Source organism: Dactylosporangium sp. NPDC049525, from assembly GCF_040676755.1.
Lineage (GTDB): Bacteria > Actinomycetota > Actinomycetes > Mycobacteriales > Micromonosporaceae > Dactylosporangium.
Genome location: NZ_JBFAPO010000007.1, coordinates 221783 through 238721 on the forward strand (window position 1 = coordinate 221783; position 16939 = coordinate 238721).

The window sequence follows — 16939 nt, forward strand, 5'->3', positions numbered from 1 at the left end:
GAGGGCTGACGCACGCCGCCCTCAGCCGCGGGTGAGGTTCTGCACCACCCCCGTGCCGTCGAAGACGTTGGCGCCGAGGAATCCGCTGCTGTACGCGGTGTCGGTGGCGTCGATGACCGGCGCGGCGCCGCGGTTCAGGTACACCTTGATGCTGGCGCCGCTGGCGACGACCTTCAGGTGGTAGCTGCGGCCCGGCACGACCGCCGTGGCGAAGGTGGCGATGTCGCGGCCGGGCCGCCACAGCTTCACCACGCCCGACGCGTCGATGTTCGCGGTGTAGTGCTGGGTGGCGTCGGCGTTGGCGCGGAACGTGAGCGCGGCCGCGGTGCCGTTGACGATGGTGACGTCGCCCTCGTAGGTGAAGTCGGCGGCGACGGTCCGGCTGAGGTAGAAGGCGTCGCCGGCGGCGGTGCCGTGCACGCCGGGGCGCGCCGCCGCCGTCGTCCAGGTGCCGTTGACGGGCTGCCACGGGCCGGCGAGGTTGGTGGCGAACCCGGGGCCGTTGAGGGTCAGGTTCTGCACGGTGCCGGTGCCGTTGAAGACGTTGGCGCCGAGGAGCCCGCTGCTGTACGCGGTGTCGGTGGCGTCGATGACCGGCGCGGTGCCGTGGTCGAGGAACACCTTGATGCCCGCCCCGGCGGCCACGACCTTCAGATGGTAGGTCCGGCCGGGCGTGACCGTGGCGGCGGCGGTGGCGATGACCCGGCCGGGCCGCCACAGCTTCACCACGCCGGACGCGTCGATGTTCGCGGTGTAATGCTGGGTGGCGTCGGCGTTGGACCGGAAGGTGAGCGCCGCGGCGGTACCGGTGGCGATCGTGACGTCTCCCTCGTAGGTGAAGTCGGCGGCGGTCGTGGCGCTCAGGTAGAAGGCGTCGCCGCCGGCGGTGCCCCGCTTGCCGGTCGCGGCGTCGCCCCACGACCCGCCCACGGCACGCCAGGGCCCGGCGAGGTTCGTCTCCAGGGTCGCCTCGCCCTGGCCCCACGCGGAGCGCAGCCGGTGCATTTCCGCGGAGACCAGCCGCACCGAGCCGCCGGTGGCGAACAGCCGGATGCCCTGGCTGGCCGGCGCGGAGTTGAAGTTGACGTTGTCGGTCCAGGACAGCCGCCCGTCGTTGCCGAAGATCTCCAGCTGCCCGCGGTCGACCAGCAGCCGCAGCTTCACCCGGCCGTTGAGCGGTGGCAGCGGCGCGCCGTACAGCGTCTGCGCGGCCCGGTCGTAGGTCACCGCCCGGTCGTAGCTGCCGTCGGCGCGGCGGTGCAGCTGGAAGCCGAACTGTGCCGCGGTGGCGGTGCTGGTGTCGAACTCGGCGATGATCTCGTATGTGTCGGCGGTGATCCCGGCGAACGGGTCCGTGGCCGGGTCGGCGGTGATGGTGCGGTTGGACCAGGTGGTGGTGTCGGCGCGCAGGCTGGCGAGCTCCGCGACCGGGTTACGGGTGATCCGCAGGCCGGCAGGCGTGGTGATGAGCCGCAGCTGGGCGGGGAACGACGCGTTGCCGGTCCAGGTGCTGCCGTGGTTGCCTGGCTGCCAGGCCATCTGCACGGTCCGGCCGTCGGGCAGGTTGTTGAACGTCAGGCCCGCGTAGAACGAGCCGTCGAAGGCGTTGCGGCCCTGGTCCATGCGCTGCGGAGCGGACCAGTCGGGTGCGAACGTGGCGCCGTCGAAGGTACCGGTGACGTATTCGCCGGACGCATCGGTCATCACCCACCGGACGTTGCCGGTGTTGCCGTCCACCGGCAGCGGGAAGAAGTCGGGGCACTCGAAGAGCCAGCCGGCGGCGTACCGGCTGCGGTAGGTCCAGTCGAGCAGGTTCGTCGACGTGTAGACGTTGACGCCGTTCCCGCCGCCGTCGGACCAGACGACCATGACCCACCGGCCGCGGGCGGCGTCCCACAGGACCTTCGGGTCGCGGCTGGTGCCGGCCGGGGTGACGACCTTGCGGCCGCGGTCGTAGCTCTGGAAGGTGCGGGCGCCGTCGGTGCTGTAGGCGATCGAGACGCCGTTGGTGCCGGTGAACACGACGATCGGGGCGTCCGTCGCGGTCCGCAGGCCGGAGGTGTTGCCCGCGTCGACGACCCCGGCGCCGGAGAACAGGTCGCCGGGGTGCACCCCGGGCTCCAGCGCGATCGGCTTCTGCGTCCAGTGCACCAGGTCCGGGCTGGTGGCGTGGCCCCAGTGCATGGTGTCCCAGGCCAGGCCGTGCGGGTTGTGCTGGTAGAACAGGTGGTAGAGGCCGTTGTAGTACAGCGGCGCGTTGACGTCGTTCATCCAGCCGCTGCGCGAGCTGAAGTGGAACTGGCCGCGGTAGGGCTCGTCGTAGCCGGTGGCGGCCGGGTACGGGAACTCCGGGTAGTCGCTGGACGCGCTGGCGCCGGCGGGCGCGGCGGCGAGCAGCATGCCCGCGACGAGCGCGAGCACGGACAGGATTCGGAGGCGAACGGTGCGCATGGTTGCGGTCCCTTCGGCGGGAAGGTGCCTGGTCTCCGGCTGGCGGTGCCGGTACGTTGTGGAAACGTTTCCTGACGCGTGTTCGACAGTGTGCGCTTGACGATGGAAGATGTCCATATATGAATGTCCATGTGCGTGCCACGATGAAGGATGTCGCGGCCCTCGCAGGGGTCGGCCTGGCCACCGTCTCCCGGGTGCTCAACGGCGTGCCGGTCGACCCGCACCTCACCGGCCGGGTCCTGGCCGCCGCGCGGCAGCTCGGCTACCGCAAGGACACCGCCGCCACCAGCCTGCGCCGCGCCGACCGGCGCACCAACACCATCGGCCTGGTCCTGCAGGACGTCGCCAACCCGTTCTCCTCCGCCCTGCACCGGGCCGTCGAGGACGTCGGCGTCCAGCGGGGCCTGCTCGTCCTGGCCGGCAGCAGCGACGAGGAGCCCGAGCGGGAGCGCGAGCTGCTCGGCGTGCTGCGCACCCGGCGGGTCGACGGCCTCATCGTGGTGCCGACCGGCGCCCCCGACGACGAGCTGGAGTCAGCGCACCGCGACGGCACCCCGATCGTCTGCGTCGACCGCGCCTCACCGGTGCCCGGCGTGGACACCGTGACCGCCGACAACCGCGGCGGGGTCGCCGGCGCGGTGCGGGCGCTGCACGCGCTCGGACACCGCCGGATCGGGTTCGTCGCCGACCACAGTTCACTGTGGACGGCCCGCGAACGGCACGAGGGCTTCGCCGGCGCGATGGCGCAGCTGCGGTGCCGGACCCGGCCCGCCTGGGTGTGCCGCGACGTGCACACCGCGGAGGCCGCCCGGCTGGCGGTGACGGGGATGTTCGCCGCCACGCCCGCGCCGACCGCGCTCGTCACCGCGCAGAACTGGCTGACCGTCGGCGCCCGGCGCGCCCTCGTCGACCTCGGGCTGCACCGCACCGTCGCCCACGTCGGCTTCGACGACTTCCCCCTCGCCGACATGCTCGACCCGCCGGTGTCCGTCATCGCCCAGGACCCGGCCGAGATGGGCCGGCGGGCAGCGCTGATCCTGCTGTCCCGCCTCGACGGAACGGACGCACCGCCGTCGGCCGTCACGCTGCCCACCCGGTACATCGCCCGGGGCTCTGGGGAGATCCCCGCACCGCGCCGATGACCCGAACGTCACCGGCGCCTCCACCGCCGATCCGTTTCTGCCCGAACGGGCGGATGTGGCGCCGGGTGGCGGGCCGTAGCGTGGCGTGCCATGACCGAGGATGTGGTACGTCCGCCGCGCCCCGCACAGGTGAACGTGGCGTTCTGGCTCCAGCTCGCCGCCGTCACCCTGCTGCTGGGCGTCGTCGGGGCGACCATCGCGCAGGCCGTGCACTACAACGCCGAGGTCTCGCGGGTCGCCGCGCTGGTGGGTGGCGTCGACCCAGGAGAGGTGCGCGACGAGCGCGCGAGCAACATCATGCTGGCGCTGTTCGTCGGCGTGCCGACGGTGGTGCTGTGCCTCTGGCTCGCCGTGACGGCGTGGCCGGTGCGGCGCGGCAGCAACATCGCGCGGATCTTCGTCTTCGTCGCCGGGGGCGGGCAGGTCCTGCTGGCCGTGGCGCAGGTCTGCGGCGGGTTCCTGCTGGCGCCGCTCGCGTTCACCGCCATGGACAGCGGTGACGACGTGATCGTGGACGACGGCGTGTCCTGGGAGGGCGACTCGGAGTTCATCGACACCCTGTACTCCAGGACCGAAACGGTCTCCGGGATCTACTTCGTCGGCGTGCTGCTCGCCGCGCTCAGCGTGCTGGCCATCACCCTGACGGTCGTGCTGCTGCTGGCCCTGCCGCCCGCGCACCGCTACTTCTCCCCGAAGCCCCCGCAGGCCTGGCCGCCGCACCCCGCCCTCGGGCCGATGCCCTACTACATCTGCCCGGACCCGTCGGCCCACCTCCCGGCCGCGGCCACCATCACCGCCGAACCGTCGACGCTGGCGCCACTGTCGGCACCGACACCGGCGCCGGCGCCGGCGCCGGACCAGCCGCAGGACTGACCCCCGCGGCGGCGTCGTGGGCCTGCCTGGCGGCGAGCAGCCTCGGCAGGTGCTCGCCGCTCCAGGCCCGCACCGCCGCGATGAGCGTCAGCAGGCTCCGGCCCAGCTCCGTCAGTTCGTACTCGACGCGCGGCGGGTGCTCCGGGTACGCGGTGCGCACCACCAGGCCGTCGCGCTCCATGGCGCGCAGGGTCTGGGTGAGGACCTTCGGCGTGACGGCGCGCAGCGGGACCCGCAGCTCGGTGAACCGCCGCGGGCCGTGCTCCAGGCACAGCACGACCATCGCCGTCCACTTGTCGCCGATCTGGAACGGCAGCGCGCCCGACGGGCACACCGGGTCGAACATCTCGGGGTCGAGGTCCATCCCAGTACCTTTGCAGTAACCGGTGCCGGCATGGGTACCGTCCCCCGCAGTCAGTGTCACGGCCGGGCGGAGGAGCGGGAACATGGGCGGTATCGCCATCTTCGGGGCGGGCGGCAGGGCCGGTCGGGCGGTCACCGCCGAGGCCCTGCATCGCGGGCATCAGGTCACCGCCGTCGTGCGGGATCCGGGCCGGCACGCCGACCTCGCCACCGCCGGCGTCGACGTCGTCCAGGGCGACGTCCGGGATCCCGCCGCCACGGCCACGATCCCGCGCGGCCACGCGGCCGTGGTCAGCGCGGTCACCCCGTTCTCCAGTCCGGAGGCACTCGCCCGGTCCGCGCTCGACGAGCGGTTCTTCGTCGACGGGGTCGAGGCGCTCCTCGACGGCCTGCCGAAGGCCGGGGTGCGCCGGCTCGTGCTCATCGGGCTGTTCGCGAACCTGCTGGGCGTCGACGGCCGCCCGGTGCTGGAGGACCCCGCGGCGTTCCCGGCGCAGCTGCGGCCCTTCGCGCTGTCGCACACCGCCGGGCTGGACCGGCTCCGGGCCGCCGGCCCGAGCGACGTCGACTGGCTCATGCTCACCCCGCCGGCTGGGCTCGACCCGGCGGGTCCGCGGCTCGGGCGCTACCGGACCGGAGGCGACGCCGCGCCGGCGACCGGACTGTCCTATGCGGACCTCGCGGTCGCCGTGCTCGACGAGATCGAGACCCCCACGCACCACCGCACCCGCGTCTCAGTCTTCCACTGACAGCACGGCCAGGTCCCGCTCGGCATACAGGCGGTGCGACCACTCCTCGTTGAGCACGATCGTCAGGCACTCGCGCACCGGGAAGCTGCGCGACGGCGGCCATCCCGGGCTCTCCGCCGGCTCGGTGTCCGCGACGAGCCAGTCGTCGGTGAGCCCGTCGACGAGCGTGCGGACCGTGGCCATCCGCTCGCGGCGCAGCTCGAGCACCACGTCCAGCGCCGGCCGGGCCTCGCGGTCGCGGGGCACGCCGGGGATGTCCGGCATCGTGTCCCACGGCAGCGCCAGCGGGTGCCACGGGGCCGGGTCGCCGAGCACGGCGCGGCGGATCCACGAGTCGGTGACGAACACCAGGTGCCGCAGCGTCTCGATGAACGACCACTCGCCGTCGACGGACTCGTGCAGCAGCGCGGGATCCAGGCGCCGGGCCCGCTGCACGGTGCCTTCCCAGAGCCGCTCCACGACGTCCCACGCCTCGCGGAAGCCGGCCGGGTCCGTCGGGCGCATCTTGACCCGATCGGGATACCGCCGGTTGAGCTCGGCCTCCACCAGCGGGCCGACGTCGACCCCGTTGATCGTCAGATTGCTGATCTCGCCGTCAATGTCGGCGTCGACCAGCTCGACGCCCCGCATCACCACGCCCCTGAGGTCCACGTCCTGGAACCGGGCACCGGCGAGGCGGACCGCGCGGAACCGCGCACCCGACATGTCCTTGTCCTCGAACCGTTCGGCCATGCCGCGACCCTATCGCCGGATCGCGGGCGCGTCTCGACATGCGGGCCACCGGAGTAGATAATGCACTGGCAGTGCACAATCATGCCCGCCTATTTCAAGGGGACGCTCAGCATGATTCGCCTCACCCTCGGGCTCCTGCTCGTCGCCGCGCTGCTGGCGACACCGGACCCCGCCGCCGCCCACCCCGCCCGGCAGCACCGCCCGATCGTCTTCGTGCACGGCTCGGCCGGCTCCGCCCAGCAGTACCAGACGCAGGCCAAACGCTTCGCCAGCAACGGCTATCCGGCGGCGCTGGTCGAGGCGCACGAATACGACTCCACCTTCACGCTCAACACGCTCGACCAGGTCTGGTCCGGCCTCGACGCCCGCATCGACCGGCTGCTGCGCGACGCCGGCACCGACCAGGTCGACCTGGTCGCACACTCGCTCGGCACGTTCGTCGTGCAGGGCTACCTGAACAGCAGCCCGGCCCGCGCCGCCCGCGTCGCGCACTACGTCAACCTCGACGGGCGCACCGCCACCGCCCTGCCCGGCGGCGTGCCGACCCTCGCGATCTGGGGCGAGGGCGACCCGGCCCGTACCATCGCCGGCGCCACCAACGTGTCCTTGGCCGACCAGTCCCACACCCAGACTGTCACGTCCGTGGAGAGCTTCACCCACGTGCACCGCTTCCTCACCGGCAAGGCCCCACGGACCACCCGCGTGCAGCCGCAGCGACGGATCACGCTGTCCGGCCGGGCCGTGCTGTTCCCCGTCAACGCGGGTGTACCGTCCGGCACCCTGCAGGTGTACGCGCTGAACGGCCTCGGCACCCGCACCCGGCTCGTCGCGACCGCTCCCCTGTCCGGCGACGGCGCCTTCGGCCCGATCGGGGCCGACGGCGACACCCGGTACGAGCTCGCGGTGGTACGCCCCGGCGCGGCGACCCACCACTTCTACTTCACCCCGTTCCAGCGCACCGACCTGCTGATCCGCCTGCTCACCAGCACCCCCGGCGAAGGCCTCGGCGCCCTGGTCGAGACCAGCGACCGGCACGCCGCAATCGTGGTCAACCGCAACAAGGAATGGTGGGCCGGCAGCGACCGCCTGCGAATCAACGGCCAGGACGTCCTCAACGAGGCGAACAGCCCGCGGGTGAAGCGGGTCATCGGCATCTTCGCCTTCGACAAGCACAGCGACGGCGTCACCGACCTGTCAGCGCCGCTGCCGGAGTTCTACGCCCAGACCTTCATCACCGGCATGGACGTCTACATCCCGTCCCACGGCCACACCGTGGTCACCGCCGTCGAACGCGGCACCGGCACCCTCACCGTCCTGCCGATCCCCGCCTGGCCATCAACCAACCACCGCAGCACCGTGAACCTCTGACCGGCCCGTTGAACCTGCGCTACAACAGCTCGCACAGCCAGACGGTCGGCGACGGACTGGGCGCCCAGTCCTTCATGGCCGGCCAGACCGTCACCGAGGCGCCTACGAGCCGACCAACGGCTCCGGAGTCACGTCGCAGGACACGGTGCCGTTCGCGCTGTGGGCCGCCTCGGCGACTGCTCGGCTAGCGCGAGCGAGGAGTCGGGAGTGGCGGAAGCGGCCCCAATACCTCCGCCGGCAGTCCGTCGGGCCACTCGTCACCAGTGAAACTCCAGAATATCCACCGCCATGCGTCGGGGGTTGCGCCGATGAGGTGTCCCGAGGCGGCGTCGAAGACTGCTGTCTGGCTGTTGGCGAAACTGTAGGCGACGAATCCATCAGCTTGACCGCTGCTCGAGTTCCAGGTCCGAAGGGTGCCATCGTCGCTGCCGGCTGCCAGGCGACTGCCGTCAGGAGACCACGCCACCGATCTAACCCAGCCGGTGTGACCAGCCAACCGCAGGTGCTCGGCACCGGTCACCACGTCCCAGACCCGCACACTGAGATCGTCGCTGCCAGTGGCCAGGCTGGCCCCGTCCGGAGACCAGGCCACGGCGTTCACGAAGCCGACGTGACCGGCAAGTTGGAGGCGTTTGGCGCCGGTAGTCACATCCCAGACGAGCACGCCGCCGTCGGCGCCACCAGCGGCCAGGCCGGTCCCGTCCGGAGACCACGCCACCGCGCTCACGGAGCCGTCGTAGTCGGGGAACTGGCGGCGCTCGACATTGCCAGCCACGCCCCAGACCAGCACATTGCCGTTGGCGTCGCCAGTTGCCAGGCGGGTCCCGTCCGGAGACCACGCCACCGCACTCACGGAGCCAGCGTGGCCAGCCAATTGCAGACGCTCGGCACCGGTCACCACGTCCCAGACCTGCACACTGCTGTCGCCGCCAATCGCCAGGCCGGTCCCGTCCGGAGACCACGCCACCGCGCTCAGAAAGCTGGCGGGAACCGCCAACCGCAGGCGCTCGGCACCGGTCGCGACATCCCAGACCCGCACACTGCCGTCGCCGCCGCCAACGGCCAGGCCGGTCCCGTCCGGAGACCACGCCACCGCGCTCACGGAGCCGGCGTGGCCAGCGAACCGAAGGTACTCAGCACCGGTCACGACATCCCAGACTCGCACAATGCCGCCGTAGCCGCCGGCGGCCAGGTTTGTGCCGTCCGGAGACCATGCCACCGACCGAACCCGGCCGGCGTGACCAGTCAACTTGAAACATTCGGCACCGGTCACCAAGTCCCAGACCCGCACACTGAGATCGTCGCTGCCAGACGCAAGGCGGGTCTCGTCCGGGGACCATGCCACTGCGCTCACGGAGCCGACGTGACCGGCCAACCTGAGATACTGGGCACCTGTCACGACATCCCAGACCCGCACACTTTTGTCGGCGCTGCCAGTGGCCAGCCGGATCCCGTCCCGAGACCACGCCACAGACCGAACCCGGTCGGCGTGACCAGCCAACTGGATACGTTCGGCACCGGTCACCGCATCCCAGACCCGCACAATGCCGCCGTAGCCGCCGGCGGCTAGGCCGGTTCCGTCCGGAGACCACGCCACCGCGCTCACGGAGTCGGCGGCACCAGCCAGCTGCAGGCGCTCGGCACCGGTCACCGCATCCCAGACCCGCACACCATTGTCGCCGGCGGCGGCCAGGCCGGTTCCGTCCGGAGACCACGCCACCGCGCCCACGGAGCCAGCGTGAACAGCCAGCTGCAGGCGCTCGGCACCGGTCACCGCATCCCAGACCCGCACACTGCCGTCGTCGCCGCCGGACGCCAGTCGGGTCCCGTCCGGAGACCACGCCACCGACCGAACCCAGTCGGTATGACCGACCAACTGGAGCCGCTCGGCACCGGTCACCGCACCCCAGACCCGCACACTGTAGTCGCCGCTACCGGACGCCAGTCGGGTCCCGTCCGGAGACCACGCCACCGCGTTCACGGGGGACACGTGTCCGGATGCAACCCAGGGTGTTGCGGTGTTCCGAAGCCGGGCCCGTTCCTCGCGCGGCAAGGGAGCAATCAGGAGGTCGTCGGCTTGCCGGGGCGGAGGCGTGCACCACAGAAGCTGTGTCCGGTGGCGGATGGTCCGCGTGAAGTCGACATCGTCGATCGCACAGTGGCGCAGGACAGCCGTAGCGATCAGCGCACGATCGAGGCGGGCCTGGCTCAGACGACTGTCGTGCAGTTCGGCAGTGTCGAGGCGAGCGTCGGTGAAGTCCGCGCCAGCTAGATCAGCATGATGGATCCGTACACGGCGGAGGTTGGCTCCACGAAAGTTCGCGCCAGCCAAACTCAGCGCATCCACACCCGCCTCCGGACGGCCGATGGTCCACTCAGCAAGGTCGGCGCCAGGGAGTTGGACACGCACCAAGCTGTGGTGCGGGTGTCCTTGCTCAGCGGCGCGCAACGCATACGCGAAGGCGAGTTCCGATGCCGTCGGCGTGTATTGGTCCCGAATCACCGCGAGTCCTGCAAGTGCTGCCGCGCAGGTATCCGGCGTGGCCGCCGCGAGGCACTGCCCGAGGAAGTCAAGCGTCTCCGGACTGGGCACTGGCATGGCCACCGGCCCGGCCCCAGTCGCGGATACCTCACGCAACGCTCGGAAGAGGTAGCGGGCGAGGAAGTACTCGAACAGCGAGCGGTGGCCGAACTCGAATTCGTCCCCGTCGCGGCTCAGGAACGTGGCGGTGCGGAAGTCGGTCTTCCAGAGGTCAGGGACGTTGTCCCGGTAGTGACTGCGCAGATCTGGGCGCTGGTTGAGAAGGTTGACCAACCAGTCGTCCACGTCGTTGGCGGTCCAGGAGTTCCGACCCGAGCGCCAGATCTCCGCAGCGATCGCCTCCATGAGCAGCTGCTTATGGCCGGGCAGCAAGGTGTGCTTGCCGCTGTCCCGGGCCAGCCACCGCTCGACCACCTCCCCGTAGAGGTCGACCGCACGCACCTCCCGGCCCTGCAGCTTCGCGGTCTCGATGAACTCGACCTGGTCGGAGATCAGCTTCAGCGTCATCGGGCGGCTGGCCAGGTCCGTCAGGTCATGGACGCTGCCGATGAGCGTCAGGAACGCCTCGACCTTGTCCGGCGAGGCGTTGAGGTTGCCCGCGAGATAGTCCCGGATCTGCTGCGGCCCGAACGGCAGCATCAACAGCGCTAGGTAATCCTTGCCCTGTGGACCCTGCCGGTCGTCGCCGGTGAAGAAGTTGACCTCGTCGCGGATTGTGCGGAAATACTGCGTCCGGCAGGTCAGCACCATCCGGGTGCTGGTCGTGCCCTCGACGGCGCGCCACAGCTGGCGGATGAACAGCCGCTGGTCGTGTGGCCCGAGATGCACCAGTGCCTCGTCCAGCCCGTCGAAGATCACCACGACGTCGCCCTGTGCCAGCCGGCGGCGCACGGTGTCAGCAGACAGCCGTTCCCGGGGCACCGCGGCTGGGCGGCTGGCCTCCAGCATGCTGTCGAGGATCGTGTCGAGGGTGATCGCCCGGGTCAGGTCGGTGGCGCGGACGTCGCGCAGGTCGAACAGCAACGGCAGCGGCGCCCCGCTCGCGCGCCGGTCGAGCAGGGCCCGCGCGAACAGTTTCGCCGTCGTGGTCTTGCCCAGGCCGACGTCGCCCAGCAGCGCGCACAGTTGCGGGCCGTCCTTCGCCGTGGCCCACTCCAGCAGCCGGTTGACCGCCGCCAGTGCCGGGCCGCGCTCCGGTGCGTCGAGGTGGGACTCGCGGAACGTGGTCTCGCTGACCTCGGCGTCGACCAGCACGGCGCTGTCGTTGCCGCCGCGGCGGTCGGTGAGTCGTTTGGTGTGTTCCGCGAGTTCGGCCGTGCTGTCGGGCGCCGAGGTCGGTTGCCGCGGCGCCGCGAGCTCGCGGTGCAGCTCGTCGACGAGTTCGTCGATGTACTGCTTGCGCTGCTGGTCGCCCCGTAACCCGGCCCACGGCTGGTCGCGGCGGCGCACGTCGCGGCGGCGCAGCGGGCCCAGGGTGGACGTCGCGCCGGGCAACCCGGTCAGCGCGAAGAAGACCCGTCGGCCGGGCCGGTCCAGGACCCGGGTCCGTTCGGCCTCGTCCGCCGGGTCGGTGAGATAGGACGGGCTGATCAGCACGACGCGGACGTCGGCCTGCGCACAGCGCCGATCGCGGGTGGCCTGCACGTCCTCGCCGAGGCCGATCGAGTCCGGGTCCGCGATCTCCCACTTCCGGTCGCCGTCGAGCCGAAGGTGCTGGCCGAGCATGGTGAGCAGCTGACGCGTCGATCGGGAGGCGGCGTCGGCCGCGGCGACGCTGACGTAGACCCTGGTGCGGCGGGAGTCGCCCAGCTCGGTGACCTCGGGTGCGATCGGGTGCGCGATCCCGGTGTCGTCGGCCGCCTGACCCGTGAACGCCGCGATGCCCTCGTCCATCAGGTCCCCACCGGCGAACCAGCCGTAGCGACGCTCCGGCGTGCTCTTGCGGGCTTCCAGCTCCAGCCGCACGTCGACCCCGAACGCCGCCGCCGCCTCGTTGACCCGTTTCCGGAAGTCCTGGAAGGCGTCCTGGCCCCGCGCCTGGTCGACGGGGAACTCCGCCTCGTCCAGGGCCGGGCGCAGCAGGAACCGTCCGTGCTCGTCGAGGAGGCGCACGATCACGCTCAGCCGGGCCGCCTGTAGCTCGGTCAGTGCGCCACCGGAACGCAGCGCGTCCACGCGGGCGGCGGCCTCCGCCGGGGAGAGGGCGGTCACAGCGGCTCGAACCCGTTCAGGTCGAGGACCCTGGCGCGGATCGCGTCGGCCAGCGCGTTCGCGAAGATCGTCCGCTTGATGCCGGACAGTTCGGCATAGCTGCCCTGCTCCTGGCCGAAGATCAGTTGGCGCTCGATGCCGCCGAGGTCGCGGTAGGTGCTGAGCGGGGGCAGCGGGCCCAGCGCGACCGGCAGCGAGCCCTTGTCAGCATCGGGTCCGGCGAACCGCGGGAGTTCGTGTTCCCGGATGAACGGCCGGGAGAAATACGCGCTGGTCAGCAGCAACAGCCCGAAGTCGGCCTCGCCGAAGCGCTGGACGATGCCCGGGGTGAACTCCTCACCGCAGGTCAGGTGGCTGTCCTCCCACCACTGGACCTCCAGGTCCCGGAAGAGTCCGAGCGCCGGCAGCAGGTCCCGCAGCAGCAGCTCCTTGAGCCGCCGGTCCCGATGGCACCAGCTCAAAACGATCCGCACCGATCGCATCAAACGACCCCCCGGATAGCCCGGATCAAACCCCGGATAGATTTCCGCGACTCTAACACAACACAGCGTGACCACCGGTCAGGGCAGCGAGCGGGCCATAGAATCGGTCCGTAATGTGGCGAAGAACCGGTTTTGACGGGAGTGTCGGAGCGGCCCGCGCCGCGGCCGGCCTGTTCCTGCTCGCCGGGGTCCTCGCCGTGCTCGGGATCGCGCAGCCGCACAGCCGGACCCGGGACCTGCTCGTGGTCGCGGTCGCCGACTTCGGCATCGCGGCCGCCGCATGGTGGGTGCCGTGGCAGCGCCTGCACCCGAGGGCCACCGTGGCGCTCGCCGTCGCCGGGCTGGCGGTGCTGGCGTTCTCGACGTGGGCGTTCGGCGGGACCGCTTCCGGCACCGGGCCGTTCTTCGTGCTGCTGTTCGCCTGGGTCGGACTGCATCATCCGCCGTGGATCGCGTACGCCCTCGCGCCGCTGACCGCGACCGCGTACGTCGTGCCGCTGGTCGCCACCCACCAGCCGCCCGAGGTCGTCGGCAGCGCGGTGGTGTTCGTGCCGGTCGTGACCGCCGTCGCGGTCCTGATCGCCGGGCGGGTGCGACAGTGGCGGGACGCACGGGCCGAGGTCGCCGCGGCCGAGCGGTGGCGGGCGTCGCTGATGCTGACCCTGGCGCATGACGTACGGTCGCCGCTGACCGCCGTGCAGGGCGCCCTGGAGCTGCTCGACGAGGACGCGGACCTGCCGCCCGAGCGCCGGGCCCGGCTGACCGCCGCCGCGCTGCGGCAGGTGGCCCGGATCGCGCGCCTGGCCAGCGGGCTGCTCGACGTCGGCCGGGTCGAGGACGGTGTGCTCCGGCTGGACCTGCGCGCGGTCCCGGTGCGGGCCGCGGCGCACGACGCCGTCAGCCTCACACCGCAGGCCGACGCCGTCATAGACGTCGACCCGGGCCTGACCGTGACCGCCGACCCGGACCGCCTCGAGCAGATGCTGGTCAACCTCATCGGCAACGCCGTGCGGCACGGTGCCGCCCCGATCTGCGTGAGTGCCGCCGCAGCGGACGGTTCGGCGCTGTCCATCACGGTCCGCGACCACGGCCGGGGCGTGCCGGAGGCCTCGGTCGGCAGCCTGTTCTCCCGGTACGGCGGCGACGGCAGCGCGCACTCCGTCGGCCTCGGACTGTGGATCGTGCGGGAGCTGGCCCGCGCGCACGGCGGCGACCTCACCTACGAGCCGGCCGACCCCGGTGCCCGTTTCGTCATCACCCTGCCGCAGCAGGGCCCGGCGCAGGGAAAGGCGGCTCAGCCGAACGGCTGATCGGAGGAGATCCGTGAGCGGGCGTGGAAGCGGGTGGACTGCGCGGTCGGCAGCGTGAAGGACAGCCTGGCGCCGCCGCCCGGGTTGTCGTTGGCGGCGATCGTGCCGCCGTGCCGCTCCACGACCCGCTGGCAGATGGCGAGGCCCAGGCCGGTCCCGGCGTAGCCGGCGGCGCGGTGCGCCCGGTGGAAGCCGGTGAAGATCGCGTCGTGCTCGCCCTCGGGGATGCCGATGCCGCGGTCGGCGACGTCGACGCGGACCCAGCCGGTGCCGTGCGGGGTCGCGCACACGTCGACCCGGGCCGGCTGCCCCGGCGGCGTGTACTTCAACGCGTTGCCGATCAGGTTGTCCAGCAGTTGCCGCAGCAGCGCCGGGTCGGCGTGTACCGACGGCATCGCGCCGACGAAGATCTGTGCGGGTGGGCTGGTCGGGTCGACCGCCTGCGCCGCGAGCCGCTCGGTGACCACGTCGTCGACGACGGCGCGCAGGTCGAGATCGCGGGCGTCCAGGACGGCGTCGCGGGCCGCGGCGTAGCCGAGTAGGTCGTCGATGAGCCGCCGCATCCGCGCCGTCGTGGCCAGGGTGCGGTCCAGCACGGCCCGCTCCTCGTGGTGCTCGTGTCCGGGACCGCCGTCGGCGAGCGAGTCGCGGACGAACTCGGTGAACCCGCCGATCGCCGTCAGCGGGCTGCGCAGGTCGTGGGCGACGATGCCGGCGAACGCGGTGAGCTCGGCCTCCCGTTGCCGGAGGGCGGTGATGGTGTACGACGATGCGACGGCACCCATGATCCGGCCGTCCCGGTCCCGCAATGGCCGGGCGTGCATCATGGCGACCTGGTGGTGCCCGTCGGCGTGGGTCACGTGCGCCTCGACGCCGTCGACCCGCTGGCCGCGCAGCGCCACCAGCAGCGGCAGGTCGTGCTCGGCGAACGGGGTGCCGTCGGGTTGGGTCATCCGCAGCCGGCGGCCGCTCTCGACGACCGGCAGCGGCACCCCCGCGTCGGCGTCCACACCCGGGATCGCGGCCCGCGCCGCACGGTTGGTGTGCACCAGGATGCCGTCGGCGTCGCAGGTGATGACGGAGACGTCGAGCGCGTCCAGGACCTGCCGCAGGTAGGCCCGCTCCGTGGCGAGGTCGTCCCGCGCGGCCCGCAGCTCCGCCTCGGCCGTCTCGCGCAACCCGAGCTCGTCCCGCAGCGCGGTGTTGGCCTCGGCGATCGCCCGGTCCGCGGCGGCGCGCGCGGTGATGTCGTGGAACACCGCCACCGCGCCCGGCCGCCCGGCGCTGCCGTGCAGCGGGCGGGCCGACACGGTGATGACGATCCCGTCCGGGTTGCCGGGGTTGCGGATCACCATCGGCACCTGGTCGCTCGGCTCGCCGCCCAGCGCCCGGGCCAGCGGCAGTTCACCGGTGGGGAACGGGGTGGTGCCGTCGGGGTAGAAGATGCCGTAGTGCTCCTGCCAGGACCCGGCGCCCTCCTGGCTGTCCTCCTCCACCCCCAGCAGTGCCTTCGCCGCCGGGTTGTGCAGCAGGAACCGGCCCTGCTCGTCGACGACCCCGACGCCGTCGCTGACGCTGTCGACCACGGCGGTGAGCAGGTCGGCGTGTTCGCGGGCCTCGGCCTCCGTGCGCCGCAGCCGCGCGGTGGCGGCCGCGACCCGGACGTCGGCCCGGGCCCTGCCGGTCCCCAGCACGAACGTCAGCGCGGCCAGCAGGCCGCCGAGGCCGAGCCCGGCGGTCGTCATCGCCGCCGGGAACGGGCCCGCGCCGGGCAGGTCCGCGGCGACGACGCTGATCCGCAGCCGCCACTGCGCCTGCGCAACGTCGACGTCGACGGCCCGGTGGTCGGTGCGGTGCCGGTCGGATTTCGCGCGCACCTCCGCGACGGTGCCGACGGTGCCGTCGGCGTCGCGGGCCGCCAGCGTCACGTCCGCGGTGTTCTGGGTGCTGCGCCGCACCGCGGCGGCCATGAAGTCCTGGCCCCGCAGCCCCATCAGCACCCAGCCGAGAAACGGTCGCGCCCCGGTCGGGTCGGATGCGCGCGGCGTACCGGGGGTGCCGTACACGGGAGCGGCGAGCACGAACGACTTCTGTCGCTGGTGTTCGGGCAGGTCCCGGTCACGGATGAGCAGGTAGGTGTCGGACACCGTGACCTCGCCCGACCGGCGGGCCTCGGCGAGCGCCCGCGTCGGCGTCGCCGCCTGGGTGACGTCGACGCCCCGCGCACCGGCGGTCGTGCCGTCGAACGGCTCGCTGAAGACCGAGAAGATGTGTGCGGGCCCGGGCCCCTTCGGCGTGAGCGTCAGGTCCGGCACGCCGCGCTGCCGCCACAGTTCCTGGACCCGGTCGATGTCGCCGTCCTGGGCCGGGACCATGAACGCGATCGACGTCGCGCCCGCCAGCCCCATGTGCCGCAGCGGGTCGATCGCCTGGGCGAACTTCCCGGCGGTCAGCGGCTCGAACGCGCCGGTGGCCGCGGCGATGGTGCGCAGGGTGTCGACGTACCTGCCGGTCTCGTTGGTGACGGCCGCGGCAACCGCACCGACCTTGCGGTCCAGGGCCTGCGTCATCTCCCGCTGCTGGGCGCGGTCCAGCACCACCCCGGCCCCGACGGACACCGCCGCGGCGAGGGCCGCGACGAGTGTGGCGAGGACCCCGGCGCGTGACACCACGCGCCCGACCCGCCGCACGACGGACCACATACCCGGTTATCGGA

Annotated in this window: 11 protein-coding genes; 5 read left to right on the forward strand and 6 right to left on the reverse strand. The window is 72.2% G+C overall.

All coding sequences use genetic code 11. The features are described 5' to 3' along the window. Window positions 1-21 precede the first annotated feature (21 nt). Entirely contained in the window at window positions 22-2451 is a 2430-nt protein-coding gene (locus AB0K00_RS14320) for a glycoside hydrolase family 32 protein (protein WP_363520246.1), read from the reverse strand. 143 nt (window positions 2452-2594) lie between these two features. Between AB0K00_RS14320 and AB0K00_RS14325 the strand changes: the two genes are divergently transcribed. Together AB0K00_RS14325 and AB0K00_RS14330 are read left to right on the forward strand one after the other, a co-directional pair. Next, complete coding sequence (locus AB0K00_RS14325) at window positions 2595-3593, forward strand: LacI family DNA-binding transcriptional regulator (protein WP_363520249.1); 999 nt, start codon at window positions 2595-2597, stop codon at window positions 3591-3593. A gap of 90 nt (window positions 3594-3683) precedes the next feature. Next, window positions 3684-4466, forward strand: coding sequence for a hypothetical protein (locus AB0K00_RS14330; protein WP_363520251.1), 783 nt, complete (start codon window positions 3684-3686; stop codon window positions 4464-4466). Here the strand turns inward: AB0K00_RS14330 and AB0K00_RS14335 are convergent. Beyond that, on the reverse strand, window positions 4384-4830 hold the full coding sequence (locus AB0K00_RS14335) for a helix-turn-helix domain-containing protein (protein WP_363520254.1): 447 nt from the start codon (window positions 4828-4830) through the stop codon (window positions 4384-4386). The genes AB0K00_RS14330 and AB0K00_RS14335 overlap by 83 nt on opposite strands. A gap of 82 nt (window positions 4831-4912) precedes the next feature. Here AB0K00_RS14335 and AB0K00_RS14340 point away from each other — a divergent pair, with 82 nt between their 5' ends. Continuing rightward, window positions 4913-5578 carry an NAD(P)H-binding protein gene (locus AB0K00_RS14340; RefSeq protein ID WP_363520257.1) on the forward strand — a complete coding sequence of 222 codons (666 nt, stop codon included), beginning with the start codon at window positions 4913-4915 and terminating at the stop codon, window positions 5576-5578. Here AB0K00_RS14340 and AB0K00_RS14345 read toward each other — a convergent pair. Beyond that, window positions 5564-6310, reverse strand: coding sequence for a DinB family protein (locus tag AB0K00_RS14345; protein ID WP_363520260.1), 747 nt, complete (start codon window positions 6308-6310; stop codon window positions 5564-5566). The genes AB0K00_RS14340 and AB0K00_RS14345 overlap by 15 nt on opposite strands. 111 nt (window positions 6311-6421) lie before the next feature. On the opposite strand from AB0K00_RS14345, the gene AB0K00_RS14350 reads away from it, so the two are divergent. Beyond that, a complete protein-coding gene (locus tag AB0K00_RS14350; protein WP_363520263.1) occupies window positions 6422-7678 on the forward strand; it encodes an alpha/beta hydrolase in 1257 nt (418 codons plus the stop codon). Window positions 7679-7862: 184 nt separating this feature from the next. Here the strand turns inward: AB0K00_RS14350 and AB0K00_RS14355 are convergent, their stop codons facing one another. Further along, window positions 7863-12431, reverse strand: a complete 4569-nt coding sequence (locus AB0K00_RS14355) for a pentapeptide repeat-containing protein (protein ID WP_363520266.1) — start codon at window positions 12429-12431, stop codon at window positions 7863-7865. Next, window positions 12428-12904 carry a hypothetical protein gene (locus AB0K00_RS14360; RefSeq protein ID WP_363520269.1) on the reverse strand — a complete coding sequence of 159 codons (477 nt, stop codon included), beginning with the start codon at window positions 12902-12904 and terminating at the stop codon, window positions 12428-12430. The genes AB0K00_RS14355 and AB0K00_RS14360 overlap by 4 nt, the downstream gene beginning before the upstream one ends. A 122-nt stretch (window positions 12905-13026) precedes the next feature. Between AB0K00_RS14360 and AB0K00_RS14365 the strand changes: the two genes are divergently transcribed. Further along, the gene (locus tag AB0K00_RS14365) at window positions 13027-14223 is read left to right on the forward strand and encodes a HAMP domain-containing sensor histidine kinase (RefSeq protein WP_363520272.1); all 1197 of its coding nucleotides are present in this window, start codon (window positions 13027-13029) and stop codon (window positions 14221-14223) included. On the opposite strand, the gene AB0K00_RS14370 is transcribed toward AB0K00_RS14365, so the two are convergent. Continuing rightward, window positions 14208-16925, reverse strand: a complete 2718-nt coding sequence (locus AB0K00_RS14370) for an ATP-binding protein (protein ID WP_363520275.1) — start codon at window positions 16923-16925, stop codon at window positions 14208-14210. The genes AB0K00_RS14365 and AB0K00_RS14370 overlap by 16 nt on opposite strands. Between the last annotated feature and the right edge of the window lie 14 nt (window positions 16926-16939).

Coding starts and splice junctions, on each gene's coding strand:
- AB0K00_RS14365 (WP_363520272.1), top strand. CDS start 13,027: ATGTGGCGAAGAACCGGTTTTGACGGGAGTGTCGGAGCGGCCCGCGCC.
- AB0K00_RS14340 (WP_363520257.1), top strand. CDS start 4,913: ATGGGCGGTATCGCCATCTTCGGGGCGGGCGGCAGGGCCGGTCGGGCG.
- AB0K00_RS14335 (WP_363520254.1), bottom strand. CDS start 4,830: ATGGACCTCGACCCCGAGATGTTCGACCCGGTGTGCCCGTCGGGCGCG.
- AB0K00_RS14320 (WP_363520246.1), bottom strand. CDS start 2,451: ATGCGCACCGTTCGCCTCCGAATCCTGTCCGTGCTCGCGCTCGTCGCG.
- AB0K00_RS14350 (WP_363520263.1), top strand. CDS start 6,422: ATGATTCGCCTCACCCTCGGGCTCCTGCTCGTCGCCGCGCTGCTGGCG.
- AB0K00_RS14330 (WP_363520251.1), top strand. CDS start 3,684: ATGACCGAGGATGTGGTACGTCCGCCGCGCCCCGCACAGGTGAACGTG.
- AB0K00_RS14345 (WP_363520260.1), bottom strand. CDS start 6,310: ATGGCCGAACGGTTCGAGGACAAGGACATGTCGGGTGCGCGGTTCCGC.
- AB0K00_RS14370 (WP_363520275.1), bottom strand. CDS start 16,925: ATGTGGTCCGTCGTGCGGCGGGTCGGGCGCGTGGTGTCACGCGCCGGG.
- AB0K00_RS14325 (WP_363520249.1), top strand. CDS start 2,595: ATGAAGGATGTCGCGGCCCTCGCAGGGGTCGGCCTGGCCACCGTCTCC.